General features: G+C 50.3%; 21 protein-coding genes. 18 read left to right on the top strand and 3 right to left on the bottom strand.

The annotated features are described in order from the left end of the window. Positions 1–39: 39 nt before the first annotated feature. Entirely contained in the window at positions 40–585 is a 546-nt protein-coding gene (locus tag WC359_04460; GenBank protein MFA5399671.1) for a carboxymuconolactone decarboxylase family protein, read from the bottom strand. Positions 586–947: 362 nt separating this feature from the next. On the opposite strand from WC359_04460, the gene WC359_04455 reads away from it, so the two are divergent. The 4 genes from WC359_04455 (at position 948) to WC359_04440 (ending at position 4,975) form a co-directional block, all read left to right on the top strand. Next, positions 948–2,423, top strand: coding sequence for a 4-hydroxyphenylacetate 3-hydroxylase N-terminal domain-containing protein (locus tag WC359_04455; GenBank protein ID MFA5399670.1), 1,476 nt, complete (start codon positions 948–950; stop codon positions 2,421–2,423). 257 nt (positions 2,424–2,680) lie between these two features. Further along, complete coding sequence (locus WC359_04450; protein MFA5399669.1) at positions 2,681–3,241, top strand: MarR family transcriptional regulator; 561 nt, start codon at positions 2,681–2,683, stop codon at positions 3,239–3,241. 269 nt (positions 3,242–3,510) lie between these two features. Then, complete coding sequence (gene tsaA / locus WC359_04445; GenBank protein ID MFA5399668.1) at positions 3,511–3,999, top strand: tRNA (N6-threonylcarbamoyladenosine(37)-N6)-methyltransferase TrmO; 489 nt, start codon at positions 3,511–3,513, stop codon at positions 3,997–3,999. A 217-nt stretch (positions 4,000–4,216) separates the two neighbouring features. Next, entirely contained in the window at positions 4,217–4,975 is a 759-nt protein-coding gene (locus WC359_04440) for a class I SAM-dependent methyltransferase (protein ID MFA5399667.1), read from the top strand. Positions 4,976–4,995: 20 nt separating this feature from the next. On the opposite strand, the gene WC359_04435 is transcribed toward WC359_04440, so the two are convergent. Further along, positions 4,996–5,763, bottom strand: coding sequence for an SDR family oxidoreductase (locus WC359_04435; GenBank protein MFA5399666.1), 768 nt, complete (start codon positions 5,761–5,763; stop codon positions 4,996–4,998). A gap of 252 nt (positions 5,764–6,015) precedes the next feature. Continuing rightward, positions 6,016–7,323: a RuBisCO large subunit C-terminal-like domain-containing protein gene (locus WC359_04430; protein MFA5399665.1), complete on the bottom strand. Its 1,308-nt coding sequence runs from the start codon at positions 7,321–7,323 to the stop codon at positions 6,016–6,018. A 46-nt stretch (positions 7,324–7,369) separates the two neighbouring features. Here WC359_04430 and WC359_04425 point away from each other — a divergent pair, with 46 nt between their 5' ends. From WC359_04425 to WC359_04360, 14 genes are all read left to right on the top strand, one after another. Continuing rightward, complete coding sequence (locus tag WC359_04425) at positions 7,370–8,080, top strand: TetR/AcrR family transcriptional regulator (GenBank protein MFA5399664.1); 711 nt, start codon at positions 7,370–7,372, stop codon at positions 8,078–8,080. 77 nt (positions 8,081–8,157) lie between these two features. Continuing rightward, positions 8,158–8,796, top strand: a complete 639-nt coding sequence (locus tag WC359_04420; protein MFA5399663.1) for a TetR/AcrR family transcriptional regulator — start codon at positions 8,158–8,160, stop codon at positions 8,794–8,796. Positions 8,797–8,897: 101 nt separating this feature from the next. Further along, positions 8,898–10,427: a hypothetical protein gene (locus WC359_04415; protein ID MFA5399662.1), complete on the top strand. Its 1,530-nt coding sequence runs from the start codon at positions 8,898–8,900 to the stop codon at positions 10,425–10,427. Between the two features lie 47 nt (positions 10,428–10,474). After that, positions 10,475–11,734, top strand: a complete 1,260-nt coding sequence (locus WC359_04410) for a Xaa-Pro peptidase family protein (GenBank protein ID MFA5399661.1) — start codon at positions 10,475–10,477, stop codon at positions 11,732–11,734. 25 nt (positions 11,735–11,759) lie between these two features. After that, positions 11,760–12,233 (top strand): hypothetical protein, encoded by a 474-nt coding sequence (locus WC359_04405; GenBank protein MFA5399660.1) that lies wholly within the window; start codon positions 11,760–11,762, stop codon positions 12,231–12,233. After that, a complete protein-coding gene (locus WC359_04400) occupies positions 12,230–13,594 on the top strand; it encodes an FAD-binding oxidoreductase (GenBank protein ID MFA5399659.1) in 1,365 nt (454 codons plus the stop codon). The genes WC359_04405 and WC359_04400 overlap by 4 nt, the downstream gene beginning before the upstream one ends. Positions 13,595–13,667: 73 nt before the next feature. Further along, positions 13,668–14,963, top strand: coding sequence for an MFS transporter (locus WC359_04395; GenBank protein MFA5399658.1), 1,296 nt, complete (start codon positions 13,668–13,670; stop codon positions 14,961–14,963). 37 nt (positions 14,964–15,000) lie between these two features. Then, positions 15,001–15,987, top strand: coding sequence for a carbon-nitrogen hydrolase family protein (locus WC359_04390; protein ID MFA5399657.1), 987 nt, complete (start codon positions 15,001–15,003; stop codon positions 15,985–15,987). A gap of 42 nt (positions 15,988–16,029) precedes the next feature. Further along, complete coding sequence (locus tag WC359_04385) at positions 16,030–17,316, top strand: MFS transporter (protein ID MFA5399656.1); 1,287 nt, start codon at positions 16,030–16,032, stop codon at positions 17,314–17,316. A 16-nt stretch (positions 17,317–17,332) separates the two neighbouring features. After that, positions 17,333–17,581 carry a 4Fe-4S binding protein gene (locus WC359_04380; GenBank protein ID MFA5399655.1) on the top strand — a complete coding sequence of 83 codons (249 nt, stop codon included), beginning with the start codon at positions 17,333–17,335 and terminating at the stop codon, positions 17,579–17,581. Continuing rightward, complete coding sequence (locus tag WC359_04375; GenBank protein MFA5399654.1) at positions 17,544–18,701, top strand: 2-oxoacid:acceptor oxidoreductase subunit alpha; 1,158 nt, start codon at positions 17,544–17,546, stop codon at positions 18,699–18,701. The genes WC359_04380 and WC359_04375 overlap by 38 nt, the downstream gene beginning before the upstream one ends. After that, on the top strand, positions 18,698–19,510 hold the full coding sequence (locus tag WC359_04370; protein ID MFA5399653.1) for a 2-oxoacid:ferredoxin oxidoreductase subunit beta: 813 nt from the start codon (positions 18,698–18,700) through the stop codon (positions 19,508–19,510). Before WC359_04375 ends, WC359_04370 begins: the two co-directional genes overlap by 4 nt. Beyond that, entirely contained in the window at positions 19,491–20,078 is a 588-nt protein-coding gene (locus tag WC359_04365; protein MFA5399652.1) for a 2-oxoacid:acceptor oxidoreductase family protein, read from the top strand. The genes WC359_04370 and WC359_04365 overlap by 20 nt, the downstream gene beginning before the upstream one ends. Before the next feature lie 27 nt (positions 20,079–20,105). Continuing rightward, positions 20,106–21,404: an MFS transporter gene (locus WC359_04360; GenBank protein MFA5399651.1), complete on the top strand. Its 1,299-nt coding sequence runs from the start codon at positions 20,106–20,108 to the stop codon at positions 21,402–21,404. The last annotated feature ends 36 nt before the right edge of the window (positions 21,405–21,440 follow it).

Raw genomic sequence — 21,440 nt, 5'->3', positions numbered from 1 at the left:
CCTGATATTTTTGCTATGAACACTTTATCCCTCTCATTTTTATGTTGTGAAAGACTTTACCCACGGCTCCATCTCTATCTGCAGCGCCTCCAGTATTCTGCATACCATCCCGTAATAGCCAATGATTGCTGTGAGCTTGACTATTCCCGGGTCATCGAAAAACCTTCGCAGATCAGCGAACGTGCTATTGCTGACCCGGACATTCAGGGTGACCTCATCGGTGTATTGCAGAACAGCACGCTCTATCTCACTGAATTTGTCGGAAGATTTCCAGACAGCGAGATCTTTAACCTGTTCTATGGTTAAACCCGCCTTGATGCCGATACGTGCGTGGTGGGTGAACTCGTAGTCCGACTGCAGAAGGTTTCCAACCCGTAAGATAACCAGTTCTCTCAGCTTCGGATCAATAAACTCAGGATTCAGTAATGAATTACCAAGCTCGATGAAATTGCGACCTATTTTGGGGCAATTGCCCACTGCCTTAAATATATTGGATAGGGGAACTCTCAGGTCCTCCAGAATCTGGAATACTTCTTTAATAGTTGGATCCGCTTGCTCTTTCTCGACCAGTTTAACGCGTGCCATTTTCCCTCCTCAATGCTAAAAGATGCGCATTTTCTATCAGTGTTCAGCCGATGAAAGCGGAACAGCCAGAAAACAGGTCATCAATATTTAAGTCTGCCTTATAAATTACATGCTTAAGTTGGATATCTCCTAAAACCCACCCCGGGTTCAATCTGCCGGCTACGTAGGATAATTATGGCACTGTTGCATATTATTACATAATATATTATTATTACGGATATTTTAATGTCATATATTGTAGTTTCCTAAAATAAGTTTGTCAATATTGGTTGAAATTGAATATAATAGCGGTTATCAAAGTCATAGTACAACAGTTAGTTCCTGATACGATATTAAATGCAGAAATAAAGGAGGACTGATAGATGATTACTTCGACTGAATACAGGAAAAGATTGAGTAAGATGAGGCGAAATATCTATATGGACGGTGAATTGGTCGACCGCAGCCATCCAAGGCTGCAGGGAGCCATAAATATACTATCAAAAACTTACGACATCATTGATGATCCTGAATTTAAGCAGTATGAGGATATACTCACAGCGACGTCTCACCTTACGGGGCAAAGAATTAACCGCTTTAACAATGTGCACCGCAGCATGACCGATCTAATGTCCAAGCAGAAGATGACCAGGCTTATCTGTCATCAGGTGGGAGGTTGTGTGGCTCGCTGTATGGGAATAGATTCAACCAATGCTTATTCGGTCGTCTGTTACCTAACGGACCAAAAATACGGGACTGAGTATTACCGGCGATTTGAGGAATGGTTAAGAAAGTTCCAGGAAACAGACGCTGTGGCATGCTGTGCTCAGACCGATGTAAAAGGCAATCGCTTGTGGAGGCCCCATCAACAAAAAGATCCCGATCTGTATTTACGAATAGTGGAGAGAAAGAGCGACGGCATTATCGTACGCGGCGCCAAGGTGCACAATTCATTTGCTCCTGCTGCCGAATGGATAAATGTGTTGCCGACCAGAGCACTTACTGTGGATGATAAGGATTGGGCGGTGGCTTTTGTGGTCCCGGCTGATGCTGAAGGTGTCAAGCAGATAGTCAGCGCTTTTACTTATGACGAGCGCGATGGTTCGCCGGGTCCATGGGGTGGAGCTGACTCTATGACTGTTTTCGACGATGTTTTTATTCCATGGGAGCATGTTTTTCTATGCGGCGAAAATGATATGGGCGGTTACATGGCCCTTACCTTCGCGCTTTTCCATCGTCACAGCTACACCGGCTGTAAGCCCGCTTCGACCGATGTGCTGACGGGTGCCACTGCTCTGATGGCCGAGATCAACGGTATTGAGAAAGAGCAACATGTCAGGGAGAAAATATCCGAGCTTGTGTGCACTTCCGAGCTTTGTTATGGCACAGGAATTGCGGCTGCAATTAATGGATACCAATCTCCGTCAGGTACCTGGGTGCCCGATATTATGTACTGCAACGTGAGCCGCCGGCACGCTGGAATCAATATATATCATGAATACGACATACTTGCAGATGTTGCGGGTGGTATGCCAGCTACATTGCCCAGATATGCGGACTGGATTAATGAAGAAACACGACCCTTCATAGAGAAATATATGGCCCGTAATCCGGATGTGGATGTTCATGATGTCCTTAAGGCGTTTGCCTGGGTACAGGATATTTCATGTTCCGAGGGTGCCGGCGTCATGCAATATGCCGGTGTGCATGGTGGAGGTTCCCCCAGAATGGAGCAGATTGCCATCATGGGCGCATATAATATGGAGAACATTAAAAATATTGCCAGGCGCCTGGCGGGCATAAAAACCGATAAGCCATATACTTTTAACAGGCTTGGCAGCATACCACACCTGGAATAGTATAAATTAGCAGGTTCAATATATTTATTTTGCATAAGTATCGATTATCGATATCGATACGCTAATTAGATGTAACCTGCCTTTAACATTAAAATGTGCTGCTTTACTATCTGACAGTAAAATTTATTTAAAAGTATTGTATTGCTTAAAATATTCTGATATTGACTTAATTAGGATCCGACTGTAATATGAAATAAATGCATATGTAATTGAATTTATCCAAGCTAAATATGTTGTGATTGAATTCGGATAAGAAAATGAAGTACATGAAAAAAAACTATGATTTGAATCTTCCATTCAAGGAGTATCTGTGGACTGTCATTTTATTTGCGCAGGCGGGGAACCTGTGGACGAAAGCAATTGAGAAGAGCGTGAAGCCAGGGAATATTACTCTGTCACAATTTGTAACACTGCAGGCTCTTCTGTTCAACAAGAAACCCATGTCTCCAACCCACATATCGCGGCTTTTACCGATCGAAGTCCATTCTGTTACTCCGATGATCGATAAATTGTATAAAAGCGAATTGGTTACCAGACGCCGTTCAAAGACCAGCAGACGGAGTGTTGATGTCAATATAACGGAGAAAGGGAAAGAGCTTCTATATGAATTAGGCCCCAATATAAATGAACTGTTTCAATCTGTGTTTGGGAAACTGTCAAAAAATGACCGTGCTGAACTGGAAAGAATAATTCGTCAAATCAGCGACGCCACTGCCGACTATCTTGGTGCTGACAAGCAGCATCTGGACGAAAACGCCAGGATACTGGCAGGTATGATGGTGGACAAGCCTAAAAAGAATACTGAACCTAAATCATAATCACCACTCTGTGCAGTTCCACAATATGAACTGGTATTGTACGGCACTTGAAGCACGATTTGAATCTCCCCCTATCTCCACCAGTCAAATATTCACAGTCTTACGCCAACGTCAAAATTGTTATCAGCATACTATTCGTGGTGGAATAATATGTCCGTTGCCCGGGAGTGACACAACAGCGTTCAGTGCGCTATGAAAAAGCTGCGCTGTGTTATAATCCTAATATCGGCATTGGCGTTCAGCGTTTTTGTTGTAGCTGGTTCACTGCATTGCAGGAAATAAAATATAAACCGATTGGAATCATCCACTCACCGTTCAAAGAGGTGGGTGGAATGCCGATACAATCCAGCGGGGCGGCGGGGGTAAAGGGCACAGTCGATCTGTTCAGGGAGTACCTGCCGGGACTCAAGGATATTGAAGGTTTCTCTCACATAACCCTGATCTACCATTTCCATTTGTGCAAGAGATGTGATCTTCAAGTCAGACCTTTTCTGGACGATAAAATTCATGGCATATTTGCTATAAGAAGCCCGGCGAGACCAAATCCGATCGGTATATCTGTCGTTCATCTGGTCGAGATCGAGGATAATATTCTTCAAATCGAAGATGTGGATATGGTTGACGGCACCCCTTTGCTGGACATCAAGCCTTATGTGCCGGATTTTGACTGTCGTGCAGCTGAGCGAATAGGGTGGCTATCAAATAAATCCCGTAATACGGCAAGATGTAAATCGGATAATAGATTCAAAGGCGAATAGAGGGAGTTGCTTCCGCAGAACATTGGTTCAAATATAAATAGAGCTAAAAGAAGCAACAAGTGTAGTCTTGCCTGTTGCTTCTTTTCAAGCAGAAGTCTAGTATGTTTATAATGGGGATTAAATTGGGGCTGTCACCAGCATTATAAGCGCAAGATTAGCATCAGGTCCTCCATCATCTTCCCTAAGGGGGTACCATATCATAAAGGAGACTTGAATTATGGAATTCCTTGACATTATGGGTATCTCACACCGCTACATGGAGATACTGAACCCTTCGACGTCTGAAAAAATCATAAAACTTGGCAGAGTACTCAAATTAAAAAAGGGGAACCGGGTCATCGACTTCGGTTGTGGTTGTGCCGAGCCCCTCATTCTTTGGGCTGAGGAATTCGGTATCACTGGTATTGGCATAGATATATGCGAGGATTTCTGCGACCGGGCCAGGAAAAAGCTGGCCATGAGAGGATTGTCGGACCGAATCGAAATCATTTGCTCCAGTGGGGCTGATTATATATTTGAAGAGGGATCTTTCGATGCCGCAACATGTATTGGGGCAACTTTTATTTTTGGCAGCTACCAAAAGACAATCCAGGCCATAAAGAGGGCTGTACATCAGAATGGACGCCTTGGTATCGGTGAAACCCACTGGCTAAGCAATCAGGTACATCCGGAATATGCCCAAAAACAGACCACTACCCACACGGAAGCGGAACTAGCTCGATTTACCCGGGACGAAGGCTTTGAACTCGAATACATCATCCGTGCCGGCCACGACGACTGGGACAGATACATTTCGGATAGCTGGTATGGACTGATACGTTGGCTTGAGGAAAACCCTAACCACCCTGACTATGAACAAGTATTCAATCATTTTCGTATTGACCAGGACGATTATTTACAGTTCCAACACCAATATATGGGCTGGGCTATGTACTGCCTCGCTCCCATCAAATCTCATTCGACAGATAGTAAATAATGTAATTACATTTTAAATATTCAGAGTGTTACTCCGCCGTCGATAACCAGTGTCACTCCTGTCGTGAAGCTGGATGCATCTGAGGCAAAATAGAGCGCGGTCCTGGCGATCTCCTCGGGTGTGCACAGCTTTTTAATGGCCATCCTCTTCATCGCTTCCTGAATGAACTGATCGTTGCTCCAGACAGCCTCGCTGAACCTCGTCTTGACGAAACCCGGTGCAATGCAGTTTACACGTATGTTGTAAGGTCCGAGCTCGGCAGCCAGCACTTTGGTCATCATTATCAGGCCTGCCTTGCTCATGCTGTAAGGTCCGAAGCCCGGCGTAAAAGCAACGCCGGCCGCCGAGGCGATGTTTATGATATTCCCGCCCCGGCCCTGCTCAACCATCATCCTGGCAGCGGCCTGGCTGAGAAAATAGTGGCTCTTGAGGTTGACGTCCAGTATGCGGTCATATACGGCTTCTTCCATATGCAACACATCCGATATCGCCGGATTCACCCCCGTATTATTTACCAGGATGTCGATGCGCCCGAACTCATCCTTGATCCTGATCATCAGATTCTTGAGCTCGTCCATTTTCCCGTTGTGCGCGGAGACTGCCAGGCTCCTGCGTCCCATGGCCCTGATTTCATCCGCGACCTTTTCAAGGACGGGCAGCTTCCGGCTGCTGACGATAACGTCGGCCCCGGCGTCAGCAAGCTGGAGGGCGATCGCCTTGCCGATGCCGCGGCTGCCTCCCGTTACCAGCGCCACTTTGCCCTGCAAGGTCAGATATGATGTATCCATTAATAACCTCCACTTGAGTAATCAGGCCGTCAAAATTGGTCATTAGTATACTATTTTTGCCGGATACCTTGTGGGGATAGCTCAATTGGGAGAGCGCTGTGTTCACACCGTTTCATGATGGCAAAATATATTCATATCTTTTGAAATAATAAAAGGCTGCATGGATCGCGTGATCCATGCAGCCCGTAAAATCCGTATTTTTATGTCGGGCGCTTTAAAGGAAGAATGACCTGAAAGTTCCTTTAATGCCGATTATTTCTTGAATCCCTTGAACGGGTCAGCCCATTGTTTGACCGAAGCTGCAAGCTCCTTATGCGTTTTAGAGTATTCCTCCAGAGAAATACCCTTGAGCGTCGCATCGATCGCCTGCCTGAAGGCCTTGCCGCCTGATACGGGTCCCATCGGGTGAGCGTGGATGCCGCCTCCCGAACCTATGACTATGTCATTGCCCAGTTCCTGCATGACCTGGGGTACCATAGTGGGTGTAATTCCGCCGGATGCCATCGGCCAGGTCGGCTTAAGATTGTACAACGGGTAAGTAAGATTCCTGGCCGCTGCATCAAATTTTTCAATTATCACAGGCGCCTTGCCGTAAGGAGCGGGAATAACCACTATATCGGCGCCGGCCAGCCGGGGTAATTTACCCAGAACCAGGTGTGAGCTCAAGCCGTGGCAGGGTGACATATACATGGCGCCGGCCACATCCATATGCGCAAGTATAGGCACGTTTATCCTGGGGTCTTCGGCTATGGCCTGCATGACCGGCAGTCCGACCGCTATGTAATTGATCATTAGGGCATTAGCGCCCAGCTCGATTGCACGCCGGGCGTTTTCGAAGATCTTCGGCACGCTATCGGATATATTAACGGTATATAAGGTGTGCTCACCGGTCTCTTCATAAACCTGCTTCTCTACCTGCATATAACGTTTCACACGGCCCGCCATTGAGTTAAATGAAGCATCCGCAATTAATTCATCATCCTTGACGATATCGCAGCCACCCATGGCAGCCAGCTTGAAAAGCTCGGCGCCCACCTCCAGAGGATAGCCGGTGCACGGTTTAACCATATTGTTCAGAAGCGGCCGCTTTTTCACGCCGAGCAACTTCCTGATGCCCTCAATACCGAATTTTGGCCCCTTAAATCCGGCTACGTATTTTTTGGGAAACCTGACGTCTACAAGCTTTATCTTGCCTCCCATGGAGATGTTGCCTACTACCGCCGTAAGCATCATGGGGATCTGCTGCCCGATATTCACTTCGGGAAAGGCTATTTGTACCATCCAGTTTCTATCCTGTACCCCGGCGGGAATCTCGAATTCGTAATCGGGTAGCTCATACACACCGATTACTTTGGCAACATGGTTTCTCCTCACTTCAGGCGTCTCTCCCGGTACGGGGACCCAGGTACCCGTGCTCTGCTCAATTGCCAGCAGCGGGGCCAGCTTCGGTACGGGAAATATCGCGGGATAGGTGATAGTATACGTCCCGATGATGTAATCGTCGTAGTCTATCCCATCGGGAAGCGCCACAGGTTGACTTAATAATTCATCCGGCTTCATTTCTCCCTCCTTTCCAAGCCTTAACTATACAGTGTCAAGATTATAAATGGTCAATCTTGACGTTGTCAAGATAAAACATTACTATTTCCACGTGCCGGTCAAGAGATATCATCACGGTGACCTGAAGAACGCCCTGATTAAAGCGGGAATCGAGATCCTTTCCAGGGATGGCGTTCGCGGTCTGAGCCTGCGTAAGGTTGCCCTGAAGGCAGGCGTCAGTCACACTGCGCCCTATGCGCACTTTGCCGACAAGCAGTCGCTTATCGCCGCCATCTCGACGGAGGGCTTTCGTATAATCTGTGAGAATACGGAGCGCGTGATCAGGCGTTATAAGCGCAAACCCGTGCGGCAGTTGATCGAAGCCAGCTGGGCCTACATTCAGTTTGCGCTCAGCGATTCGGCTCATTTCAAAGTGACCTTGTCCAGTGTGCTGGAGAGGGAAAAGGATTATTCCGAATTCGTCGAGTTGTCCAATAAGTGCTTCTCACAGCTCGTTTGTATAGTGGAAAGTTGCCAGGCCGCGGGCCTGCTGCGGCCCGGGCCATCGGACGTGGAGGCCATCAACGTATGGAGTCTGGTTCACGGTTTCGTGTCTCTTTTGCTTGAAGGGCAGTTTTATCACACAATCCTGGAACGCTATACGCTGCGTGACCTGATGATCTCTTCGCTCGGACACATTACACTGGTCGAATTGACCCCCGGGACGTATGCAGAGATTGCAGCGTCACCAAGATATGCATTTCTGCCGGTTCGCTAACCCGGGGTATTGACAAAGCCATAAGAATTTAATATATTATCGCGGAGAGTGAACGGTCACTCTCCAGATAGTTTGTTATGTATGAGGCATTTAAGAAACTCCCTGTAGTCAAGCAGCATCGCATCCTTAATTCCGCCATCAGAACGATCGCCGAGAAAGGGTATGATGCGGCCAGCATTTCAACCATTTGCCGGCGGGCGGGTATATCTAACGGCGCACTTTACAAATACTTCAAGAACAAGGAGACCATGTTCTATGCCTGTGTGGAGTACGGTGTTGAAGTAATGATGGCGGAGCTGTACCTGAAGTATACAAATGAAACGGACAACCTGATCGACGCGGTCCGTAACCTTCTTTATGGATTTAAAGAGTTTACCAGGAAACACAGGGACATGCTTTCCATATATTCTGACCTGGGATCAGGCAATATGAACCGCTTCGCGGCTATCACCGAAAAAGTTGAATACGAAGGTAATATGTTCTTTGTGGACCTGGTCGGCAAGGCAGTTAAGCGAGGGGAGATAGATGCCGGCCTGGGGATCGACGTGGTTGCCCATTTGTTAGACAGCCATATTATGCTTTACAGCTATTCGCTGGTCTCCGACTACCATGCCCGGCGGTTCGACGCATTTTTCGGGGATTCAACAAAACGGCTGACGGAGGACCAGAAGATAGATAAAATTCTCAATGCGCTTAAGAATTTGCTGAGGATATAATTTTTTTAATATACGAGAGCGAATATTCGCTCTCGATGATGGGGTAGTCAAAGAATTCAGCTGATAGGGTTTTAACCCAGGATATCGGGAGGAGGTTTCACGTGGGCAACGAAGCGAAAATAATTGACGAGAGCTTGTCGGTCCGGGATGGGCGTCTGTATGTGGAGGAGTGCGATGCGGTGAAACTGGTTGAACAATTCGGATCACCTATCTTTGTCCTCTCCGAAAAGATGCTGCGCTCCAATATCCGGCGTTTCAAGAAGGCGTTTGAAATCAACTGGCCTGAAGGCCGCGTGACTGTTATGCCGGCTATCAAGGCTAATGTGACCCTTTCCACCAGGATGATTCTTACACAGGAAGGGGCCGGGGTCGATGTGTATTCTCCCGGTGAACTCAGGGCGGCGCTGGATTCGGGAGCAGATCCCGAGGTTATATCTGTAAACGGAGGTGGAAAGGATAAAGAGCATATCCGCAACAGCATAAAATCTGGATGCCGCATAACGCTGGACGATGTCGATGAACTCGACCTGGTTGAGAAAGTCGCCGACGAACTGAATATGAAGGCAAAGATCCGTTTCCGGGTCCGTCCGGACTTTCCCAACTTATGGAGACCCACCGCTTTCACGCTCGAATTGGTCCCCATCGACCTTGGGACCCAGGCGTACAAAAACGGTATTCCCACCGAGCACGTTATCGAACTCGGCAAACGGGCGCTTAAGATGAAGAACGTGGAGCTTGTCGGTTTTCACCTTCATACCGGCCGGCATCATGATACCCTCTGGTACTGGCAGGGCATGATGCAACAATATGTGAAGCTGATTGCCACCTTGAAAAAGGAATGGGACGGCTATGAGCCGAAAGAAGTCAGCATCGGCGGTGGATTCCCCATACCCAGGGACCCCTTCGGCCGCATGATGAACAGGCTTGACGCGCCCCTTTTTATGATCTTCTTCCCGATAATGGCTTTTTTGAGAATACTCGGCGATAGGGCCAGGTACAAGACGCTTTCAACGGTGATGCAGTTGATCCTGACAAGGACGCCGAATAAAAAATTGGCGCCCACAATTGAAGATTTTGCTGAGGCAACCATGGGGTCCTTCAGGAAGGCGATGCTCAAGCACAAACTCAATATGAAGGGGCTGCATTTTCAGGTTGAACCGGGACGCAGCCTGTATGGCAACGCCGGGATACATCTGAGCACGGTACTGAAAACCAAGCACCAGAAAAAGCCCATCGTATGGAATTGGGTGCTGCTTGATACGACCTATTTCTTCCTCACCGGAGGCGCGTACGAACAGCACCTGCACGACTTCATCTGGGCCAATAAGCCGGAGGAAAAACCTGTAATGACCGCCGATATCGTGGGAAGGTCGTGCTACGGTGACCGCATGATCCCTGAGGTGCGCGTGCCTGAACTGAAGTCAGGGGATATCATCGCCATACTGGATACCGGGGCCTACCAGGAGGTATCGGCCAGCAATTTCAATGCGCTGCCGCGCCCGGCAACAATTCTGGTAAACGGATCGAGTGCCGAGATCATCAAGAAAGCCGAAACGATAGAAGATGTGTTCAGGAGGGATATTATTCCGGAGAGATTGAAAACAGTACAAACACCATCAAAAGCTATTTAAAACATAAGAGCCACATGTCTTAAAAATATAAATCAGGAGGGAGAGATATGACAATCAACAAACCACCGCAACCGAAGGGGTATGACGTATTCGGACCCACGCCGCATCTGGCGGATGTTCCTTATGACGAGCACCGTGCCAGGATTACCAAGGCTCAGAAACTCATGAAGGAGCAGGGCGTCGACCTGCTGATGCTCTGGAGTATGCAGGACTGCCATTATTTCGCAGGCTTCACCTCCACCCACTGGTTCAACCCCAGCCTGCAGTGCTGTGTCACCCTCATCCCGGTCACTGGAGAGCCGCTCATCATCATACCGGAGTTCTTCAGGTGGAGCGCCGAGGCCCAGTGCTGGATACGCGATATACGCGGCCAGGTGGACGCGCACCAGACGCAGAATGAACGAGGCCTCCCGCGCGAGGTGGCCCAGGTTGTCAAGGAAATGGGATACGGCAAGGCCAGGATCGGCCTCGAGATGGGCACCCTGGCGCACTGTTTTATTCCCCGCCCCTACAACGATATCAAGCTGCTCATCGATTCACTGCCCGAAGCCAAGTTTGTCGACGGCGACATGGTAATCTGGGGATGCCGGATGATTAAATCTCCGCTGGAGATCGACCGCCTTATCCACGCAGCCGCCGTGCACCGGCAGGCCTTCGGCGCCATCGTGGACGGATACAGGCCGGGCATGACGGAGAACGATCTGCTCCGTATTTACATGTCGACTGCGGCCTTGAACGGCGCCGATTGGATGAAATCCGGCCACATCATGTGCGGCGATATGAAGGAGGGCGTCATCGACTGCGGCGGCCACTGGGACGGCATCGTCATCAAGAAGGGCGATTACATGTCGTTCGACATGCCCTGCAGGTACAAAGGCTACTGGGCGGACATGGGCCGCTTTGTGTACGTGGGCCCCACGCCTGAGAATTACAAGCGCGGAATGGAGATCGCCTGGAAGGCATTCGATGCCGGGGCCAACGTGGCCAAAGCCGGTATTCCCGCCAGCGTGGTCTACGACGCCGTAGCCAAGACGCAGACCGATAACGGTATGTTCTGCATTGAGATGGTCGGGCACGGTATCGGCCTTGACGTCCATGAGCCGCCGGTGTTTTCACATACCGAGGAGACGATCCTCCAGGCGGGTATGGCCATGGAGCTGGAAGTAACCGGAATGATGGACGGTTGGCACAGGGACGGCAAGACGGGCATGTTCCACTATGAAAACCTGATAATCATCACCGAACATGGTTGCCAGGTGATCGAGGGACTGCCGCGGCAGCATCTGGAAGTCGCCTGCTATAAATAAACAACTATAGCTGAGGTAGGGGCGTATGGATACAGGTTCACTGTTGTGGTTGCTTTCGGCAATTACGGCCGGCCTGGCCGCCGGCCAGATGCTGGGCGAATTTCTTTTACTCGGGCCGTTCCAGTCATGGTTTTTTGAAACCGGCAACTCGGAGATGTTCAGGAAGAGCTATGTGCAGTTCCGTAAAACAAGGAGATCTGCGCGTATCTTCAACTCTGTGTACATAATCGCCATGCTGGCCGGCATTGCCTATCTCGCTTTTCTTTTATTCACGGGAAAGCTTGGCGTTATGCCGGTACTGGCGGTAGTACCGCAGTGGCTCTTTCTACTGGTCTTTTACGGTTCCGGTTTTGCCAGGCTCGAGCACAAGATATTCGCGGGCAATACATCGAAGGAGCTGAGCGATAAATTCAGCTCAATGAATGTGCCCAGCCTCGGGATTTACGCCCTGCTATGGTGCGCTTCGTTCTGCGTTCTTGTGTTTATGCGAGTCCAATGATGAAAGAGAGAGTGGTTATGAGGGAAGAGAAGGTTGTACCCGGAGACATTTTCTGGCTCGACAACCTTTATAGGTCGGGCCCGATGCTGTGGGGCGACCAGGAAGCGGATGTAGCCATCGTGGGAGGGGGTTTCACCGGCCTTGCTGCGGCCTACTTCATAAAACGGCGGTTCCCCGGAAAACGCGTCATCGTGCTGGAGGCGGAATATATCGGATTCGGCTCCTCAGGGCGGAACTGCGGTGGTGTGGCCGGCAATATGGGCCACAACTACAGCAACCTCAGAAAGAAGTTCGGAACAGAGAAAATGATGCAGCTCCAGCACCTTATGAAACAGTGCGTTGAGCTCGTTGAGGAGTTGATCAGGGAGCACAAAATCGAGTGCGATTACGATAGAGCCGGAAGGCTTATGGTTGCGGAGACCGATGCGCAGGCCAAACGCCTTGAAGAGGAGGCGAAGGACTGCGAGCAGGCCAATGCTCCCATTGAATGGTACGAAGGAACACGCGCTCGTGAGCAGTTCGGTTGCCTGGACATCAAGGCCGCCCTACGCTATCCGAACGAGGGGGTCATGGATCCTGTCAAATTCCTGCGCGAGATGAAGCGTGTCGTCGAATCATTAGGCGTTGAAGTTTACGAGAATTCTCGCTGCATCCGCATGGTACCGGGCACAAACACATCTCGCAAGATACTGATATACACAAACGGAGGCCGCGTAGTCGCCGATGATGCCGTCCTGGCAGTGAACGCCTTCAGCGACCCGCTCAATCTTTTACGTTACAAGGTGCTGCCGCTCTATGTCTACGTTATAACTACCGAGCCTCTAAGTAGATCACAGATGGAGGCATTCCAGTATCCCGGTGGTAGGGGCAACGTTTTCGGCGCGACAAATCTCTACTGGGCCCGCAACCTCACCGCTGACAACCGGCTCGTCTTCAACGAAAACGAGGTGTTTTATTACTATAACAACGAGAAAGACTACAGCCGGCGGGATCAATCGTTTCAAAGGCAGTACGAGTTGATGGTAAAGAAATTCCCCTTTCTCAAGGGAATACGCATGACCCATGCCTGGGGTGGACTGATCGGCATTACGCTCGATTTTCTACCTTTCATGGGCCGAACGGGAATACACGGGAATATTTACTATAGCGCGGGATATAACGGCTGCGGCCTTGCGCCGGCCCAGCTTGCAGGCAAGATAATAGCGGCCATGATGGCGTGCGAGAAGTCCGATCTGACAGACAGTGTACTGATCGGGCGGAAAGCCCTGTACGTTCCCTCAGCCCCGGCGATGTATCTCGGCATAAATGCATACAAGGCCCTTTATAAGATTTACGATTGGAGGCTGGGCGGCCTGGGATAACCAATGATGCTCAACGATATAACGCGATCTCAATTCATCCGAGGGTGAGATTAATTGAGAAGGAGAGTGAAAATTGTCACAACAAAAGGCTGAATTCGCCTTTGGAAGAGGGCGTGCTACCTATTTATTTGTTTTGCTCTTTCTTTTACAGGCTGCAGATAACCTTGACACCATGGTTGTCACCGCCCTTTTCCCCTTTATGAAAGCCGACCTCGGTGTGACGGACACACAGCTGGCTCTATTAGTGTCCGCTATATACTGGTCGCTGGTTGTATTTGCGGTGCCTATCGCTTATCTGCTGGACCGCTGGAGCAGGACAAAAGGTATCGGTTTGTTTACCGTAGCCTGGAGCGTTGCCTGCAGCCTCATAGGATTTCTCAGGACATTCCCAGCCATATTTTTTACCAGGTGTGTAATGGGCATCGGACAGTCGGCCTATGGTGCGGGAGGCACCGCACTTATATCCGCCTATTTTCCGGAAAAAGAACGCGCTCGCATGAACGGTATCTGGACCGCGGCTGTTCCCATAGGGGCAGTAGTAGGTTCACTGGTAGGTGGCGTTATTGCGGAGTCCCTGGGATGGCGCTACGCCTTCGGCATCGTGGCAATACCCGCTTTTATTATAGGATTGCTATTCTTCTTCACGCTCAAGGATTATAAAACAGTCGATCTGACTAAAACGATTGCTGCCGGTGTGGACGCAGGGAAAAAAGTGAAGATGCGGGTGGGGGATGTAGTAAAGGATATCTTCAGCAAACCTTCGCTGGTCTCAAATTTCATGGGTTTTACCGGCAACCTTTTTGTCTCCATGGCATTGATAACCTGGCTGCCGACCTACTTCTACAGACTGATGGACAAGCCGAATATGGAAGCGGCCGCCATGCAGTCGGCGGGTATATTTCTCCTGGCTATAATCGGCGCGCCGATCGGCGGTATAGTCACCGACATCATACGGAAACGGGTAAAAAGGGCTCGTATGCTGATCCCTGGGCTTACATCGGTGATTACCGCTTCGCTGCTGCTCACAGCTTTCCTGATGCCGCCCGGAACCCCACAATATGTATGCCTGCTTGGGATGGGATTTTTTGCACCGTGGTACAACGGTGGCGCGACATCGGTAACACAGGATGTAGTGCACCCCGGCCTGCGCTCCACCTCAATGGGAGTTGCCAACCTGATACAGAACCTGCTGGGGGCTTCCCTCGGGCCATTATTCGTCGGGATAATCTCCGACAGGATCAACCTGGTAACGGCGTTTCAATTGCTGCCCATTTTCATGCTCTTCGGCGGAGTCATGTTCTTTGTAGGATCGTTTTTCTACCTGCGTGACAAAGATCGCGCGGAAAGGGTGGAACTGCAGGCTGCGTGAAATCGCATTGTTATTAACAGAAACGGAGTAAGTGACCATGGTGGGAAAATCAGTGCCGCCCGCAACAAAAAGATCCTTGCGCGTCGCCGCTGTACAGGTAACTTCACAGGACGGCAAAATAGCCGAGAACCTCAAGCATGCCATGAGCCTCGTAGAAGAAGCGGCAGCCCGTGGAGCCAGGCTGATCCTTTTGCCCGAATTCATGCCTACCGGATATAGCTATACACAAGAGATATGGGATGCCGCTGAACCCACTGAGGGGCCAACCGTTAAATGGCTGAAAACGAACTCCAAAAGGTTGGGAATATGGCTGGGTACCAGTTTTCTTGAGGCTGATGGGGAGGATTTTTATAACACCTTTGTGCTCACAAATCCCGACGGTTTAGAAGACGGGCGCGTGAGAAAGCAGAAACCGGCTGTGGCAGAAGCCTGTTTTTTCAGAGGCGAAGTCGGGCCGCATGTTATACATAGTCAGCTGGGGAAAATCGGGGTGGCCATCTGCTATGAAAACCGCTTTGCCTTCACAGCCAGAAATATGTATGCGCAGTCTATTGACCTGTTACTGCAGCCTCACGCCGCTGTGATACTTGAAGCCAGCACGGTTGTTCCGGCAAAGTCGGCTGCCGTAATAAACGATTTTTTGCATCAGGTACCTCTAATCTATGCCAATATGCTGGGAATACCCGTACTACACTGCAATCACTCGGGACCATGGCTGGCCACGGTCCCCGGTTTACCTTTTATTAAAAACGACACTCATTTTGACGGCTACTCCGCCATTGCCGATTCAGACGGGTCATTAAAGGCGCAACTCGGCGTGGAGGAAGGAGTGATTGTGGCGGATGTAATTCTGGATCCATCCCTTAAGAAAAAGGTACCTCCGCGCACATATGGCCAGTGGGTGATGCCGGATGTACCCATGAGCATGAAGGTATGGGCGATTCTTGAAGCTATATATACTGTCTGGTACAGGTTCAGTAAAGAACGAAGACTCAGGGCAAGGAAAATATCGCTGGGGCAGTAAACAAACGACAATGTACTGATCGGACGGAGGGCTTGTGCAAACATGAAAAATGACAAGAATACATTCCAGGTTGGCGGACCAAAGGCATTATATGTATTGATCATTTCCTCACTGTGTTACCTGGTCGATTACATGGATCGGAATGTAATGGGCGTGCTGTTGCAGCCGATAAAAATCGAGTTCGGGCTGAACGATTTCCAGGCTGGTCTTCTGCCCACGGTACTGGTTATAGGCGTTGTTCTCTTTGTATTCCCCACCGCCCACCTTGTCGATCGATGGAGCAGAAAGAAGATGATCTCGGTGATGGTTCTGTTCTGGAGCTTATTCACATTCCTTACCGGTATAGCGCGAAACTTCCCAACCCTGCTCGCCACGCGTTTCTTTGTTGGGGTAGGTGAGGCAGGATATTCGCCGGCAGCGGCGGCACTGATCTCCGCTTCGTATCACGATAAGAAAAAGGCGTTGATGCTGGGCATTTATACCATGTTCGTTACTGTGGGATCCATTATCGGCGTGGTTCTGGGTGGATACGTTTCAGCCAACTTCGGCGGCTGGCGGGTGCCGTTTTTATACTTCGCTATACCCGGCGTCATTCTGGCGATACTGGCACTATTCATGCAGGATTATAAGACCGTAAAAGCTTCTCCTGATAAAGAGAAAACACTTGGCTTCTGGGAAGGTATCAAGGCACTGATGAAGATCCGGTCGCTGCGCTGGCTCTGGCTGGGATACGGTCTATATTCACTTCTCGTTACAGCTGTACTTGCCTGGATACCCGCCCTCCTTATGAGGACATTCGGTTTTGGAGAAGATAAGGCGGGCGTTGTCATAGGAATCGTTGCGCTGGTAGGGCTGATGGGTGCGCCTATTGGCGGACTGATAGCAGACCGCTGGCAGTCCAAAACCTTAAAGGGCAGGATTTTCCTGGCCGGCGCCTCGGTATTTGCAGCGGCCGTAATACTTTTATTTGTGCTGTGGTCCATTGCAAATGATGGCCAGTCGTTATCCATTCGAAGCTATGTTCTGCTGGCGCTGTACGGATTGACCAATACCATGGCAATAGCTCCGCTCATTGCCATTTCTCAGGACGTTGCTTCACCTGATCTAAAGGGGAGAGCATGGGGGATGAGCGTGCTGGCCAATAATCTGTTGGGTGGTGCGTGGGGCCCGGCGCTGGCGGGGGCAATGTCGGATGGATTCGGCGGGGGCGCACACGGGCTCAGTATAGCACTTGCAATTACGGGAGTACTGGGCATGATGGCGCTTATTTTCTGGTGGTTTTCATCCAGGCATTGTCCTGCTGACATAGCCACCGCCAGGAGCGCTTAAGCAGAGGGAGAATTAAATGTTGAACAGCGTGGCCGGCAGGATCGCGATCTATCGCGGATGGTGCAAGAAATGCGGTATCTGCATTGCATTCTGTCCGTGTCAGGTGCTGGACAAGAGCGTAGCGGGGTATCCGGTTATAAAGAATCCGGATCGGTGTACCGGATGCAGGCTATGTGCCGACAGATGTCCGGATTTCGCAATTACGGTTTATGGCAATAGGGAGAATCATGAAAAGTCAGAAAACAGTGACGAAAGCGAGGGCTGAGCTTCTGCAGGGAAATGAAGCCTGTGTAAAGGGCGCCCTGATGGCAGGTTGCCGTTTCTATGCCGGCTATCCCATCACACCCGCCTCGGAGATCATGGAGGTGATGGCCAGGGACCTTCCTAAAGCAGGTGGAGCTTTTATTCAAATGGAAGATGAGATCGCCAGCCTGGGCGCGGTCCTGGGAGCCTCTTTGGCCGGAGCAAAGGGCATGACCGCCACAAGCGGTCCGGGCTTTTCTCTGATGCAGGAGCATATCGGCTATGCCTGCATGGCTGAGATCCCGTGTGTCATAGTCGATGTTATGCGCGGCGGTCCCAGCACCGGGCTGCCGACGCAGGGCGCACAGGGTGATGTCATGCAGGCGCGCTGGGGCACTCATGGCGACCATCCCATCATCGTACTCGCGCCTTCCTCGGTCTACGAATTTTACGAGCTGACAGTCCAGTCTTTTAACCTGGCGGAAAGATACCGTACGCCGGTGATAATACTTGTGGACGAAGCAGTCGCCCATGTCAGGGAGAGCGTAGTGCTGTCCGATAAAAGCCGGATTGCTGTTGAAGATAGACCTGCTCCGAACATGCCGCCTGAATGGTATATTCCCTATGCAGACCCCGGCACGGGTGTCCCTCCCATGCCGAAATTTGGAGATGGATACCGCTATAACGTAACGGGACTGTATCACGATGTCAGGGGATATCCCACCACACGTAAAGACGAAATCGAACCTCTGATCACAAGGCTCTTCTCAAAGATCTCTAAAGATGTGGAACATCTTCAATGGCACGACTCGTATTTCACCGATGATGCCCTCGTGACTGTAATTGCCTATGGAAGCGTTGCCCGTGCGGCGCTTCATGCGGTCACGCAGGCACGTGAAAAAGGTCTGAAGGTCGGACTGGTCAAATTAAAGGTGCTCTGGCCTTTCATGCGACAGACTGTGGCTCAGGTGATGGAACAGTCCCCAAAGATACTTGTCCCCGAAATGAACATGGGCCAAATCTCTCGTGAGGTCAAAAGGGTCAATACCGGCAGGTGTGAAGTGCTCACTTTAAATAAAGTCGACGGCACATTGATAACGCCGCGTGAAATACTGCAGAGGCTTGAGGAGATATGCGTGTGATAGAGACTGCCCACCCGATACATAAATATCTCCGCTCCAGCAAGAAGTTTCCCCATATCTGGTGTCCGGGATGCGGCGTCGGCATTTTTGAAAACGCCCTTATAAGGGCTATCGATCGCAGCGGGTTCACCAGGGATGAAATCGTACTGGTATCCGGGATAGGATGTTCCAGCCGTCTCCCGGTATACGTTGATTTCAATACAGTTCACACCACACATGGCCGGGCGTTGACATTTGCCACCGGTATAAAGCTGGCAAATCCGAGGCTTAAAGTGATTACCATCATGGGTGATGGCGACGCGGTAAGTATCGGCGGCAACCATTTCATACATGCCGCCAGGCGCAATGTGGAGATTACGAGCTTCATAGTCAATAATCAAATTTATGGCATGACGGGAGGGCAGTGCTCTCCAACTACACCTCACGGTGTAATGACTCCTTCCTCACCATACGGTAATCCGGAGAACAGCTTCGATATATGCCTGCTGGCCGAAGCGGCCGGCGCGTCTTTTGTCGCCCGGTCCGGCGTATTTCACACACCGCTTTTAGATAAGTTGATAGATATGGCATTGCATAAGAAAGGGTTTTCAGTGCTCGAGGTAATTTCGCCCTGCGTTACATACAGCAGCCGCTGGATGGGGCTTGGTTCACCTGTTGAGATGATGAGGTGGCAAAAAGAGAATTGCATCACTTCGGATAAAGCCAAAATGATGGACGAACAGGAGCGCAGGGGAAAGATAGTGATGGGTATTTTCACGGATAAGGAAAAGCCGACTTACAGCGAAGAATATGAAAAATTTATCAGATAAAGAAAAACGAATCGAAATAAGGATAGTCGGGTCGGGAGGCCAGGGCGTGGTCCTGGCCGGGATCATAATGGCCGAAGCCGCCATTCAGGATGGAAATTACGCGGCACAGAGCCAGACATATGGGCCGGAGGCAAGGGGTGGCAGTTCACGAGCGGACGTGGTATTGAGCGATAAAGAGATCGGTTACCCCTGGAATCTGGGTGTCGACATTCTCGTTGCCCTGACGCAGCAGGGCTATGACCATAATACGCCGGATCTTAAAGAGGAGGGCCTCGTAATAGTTGACCCGGAACAGGTGCACCGGGTGCTATGGGGACGAACCGTGGGCATCCCATTCAGACAAATCGCTATCGATTCGGGCGAGGAAAGGGCTGTAAACATGGCGGTACTGGGTGCTCTGGCAGCGTTCTGTCCCTTCGTGTCCTGCGGCTCACTGGCCAAAATCATGGCAAAAAGGCTGCCGTCGTCAAAGTCAGAGCTGAGTCTGTGTGCTTTCAATAAGGCTATGGAATTGGCTAAGTGCACGAAAATTTCATTTCTTGGTGATAAAGAACCGGTGGAGATATAGCGTGATAAAAATGAAAGGAGACGATGCGTGACAGAGGACCAAAAATCCGAAAACAGTCCGGTAAAAGCTGATAACGGTGGGGAAGAAAAGCTGCTGTTGCCGCTACCCCGGGGGAAACTATGGTATACGATGATAATCATTTACCTGCTGTATTTCCTTGATTTCGCAACCAGGTCGGTGATTAGTCCCATGTTCCCTATCCTGAAAAAAGAAATGAACCTGTCCGATGCGCAGTTGGGCTGGCTGAGCACTATTGTGCTGGCGATGGTCTGCCTTCTAGCTATGCCGCTTTCGTATTTTATTGACCGTTGGAGCAGAAGGAAGATGATGGCTTTGATGGCTGTCGTATGGAGCGCAGGCTCATTTTTCTCCGGTTTTAGCACCAATTTCATGCAGCTTCTGGCTACCCGGGGTGTGCTGGGTGTGGGTGAGGCCAGCTTCACATCCGCCGGACAAACAATGATCATGGCTACGATCAGAAGGGCGCGCCGGGCCACGGTGACAGGAATATGGACGACGGCAGCTCCCCTGGGCATGGCCTGCGGCATGCTGATCGGAGGCCTGGTGGCTTCCAGGTATAGCTGGCAGTCCGCCTTTATAGTGGTTGCAGTGCCGGGAGTGATTTTAGGCATACTGGCATGGTTTCTACCGGACTTCAGGAACCAACAGAGATCCGATGGTTTGGACGGAAGCAAGGGCACCCGTCTCGGCACTATGATCAAGGACCTTGTCAGGAACAAAACCCTTGTATCACTGTGCATAGCTTCCGGCCTGATCTATTTCTTCAGCAATACAATGGTATACTGGCTGCCCACGTATTTTATCAGGTACATGGGAATGGACGTTGCCAGAGCAGGCGCCATGACAGCCGGTGTGCTGGTGACCGCACTGGTGGCCGGGCCTCTGGGTGGTTTCCTGGGCGACCGCGTTTCAAGGAAGACACCCGGGAACAAGAACCTGCTATGCTGGATCTGCGCTATTGCCGCTTTAGTCTCGTTCGTTTTGGCTGTGCTGCTGAATGCCTGGCCGGTATTCTTTCTGGTGACGCTTTTCATATATCTTTTCATACCTGTTCAGCAGATCGTGTGCCAGGAAATCGTGCCGTTTTATCAGCGGGCAACCGCCTACGGTATGTATGTATTCTGTATGTTCTTGCTGGGTGGGCTGTGGGGCCCGGCTGTCACCGGTATGATTTCCGATGCGGTCAATCTGCAGGTGGCATTCTGGATAAACGGTGCAATACTGCTGGTCGCGTCTTTTGGATACCTTTTTATGTACAGGTTTTATCGTTCTGATTATAACCGGGCGAGGCAGCTTGAAGCATAGGTACAGCCAGTAAATATCAATTATAAGGGAGTGAAG

The sequence above is a fragment of the Dehalococcoidia bacterium genome (assembly GCA_041653995.1).
Lineage (GTDB): Bacteria > Chloroflexota > Dehalococcoidia > GIF9 > UBA5629 > CAIMUM01.
Note: the sequence above shows the minus strand (reverse complement) of the source record. Positions and strands in the feature narration are given on the sequence as shown.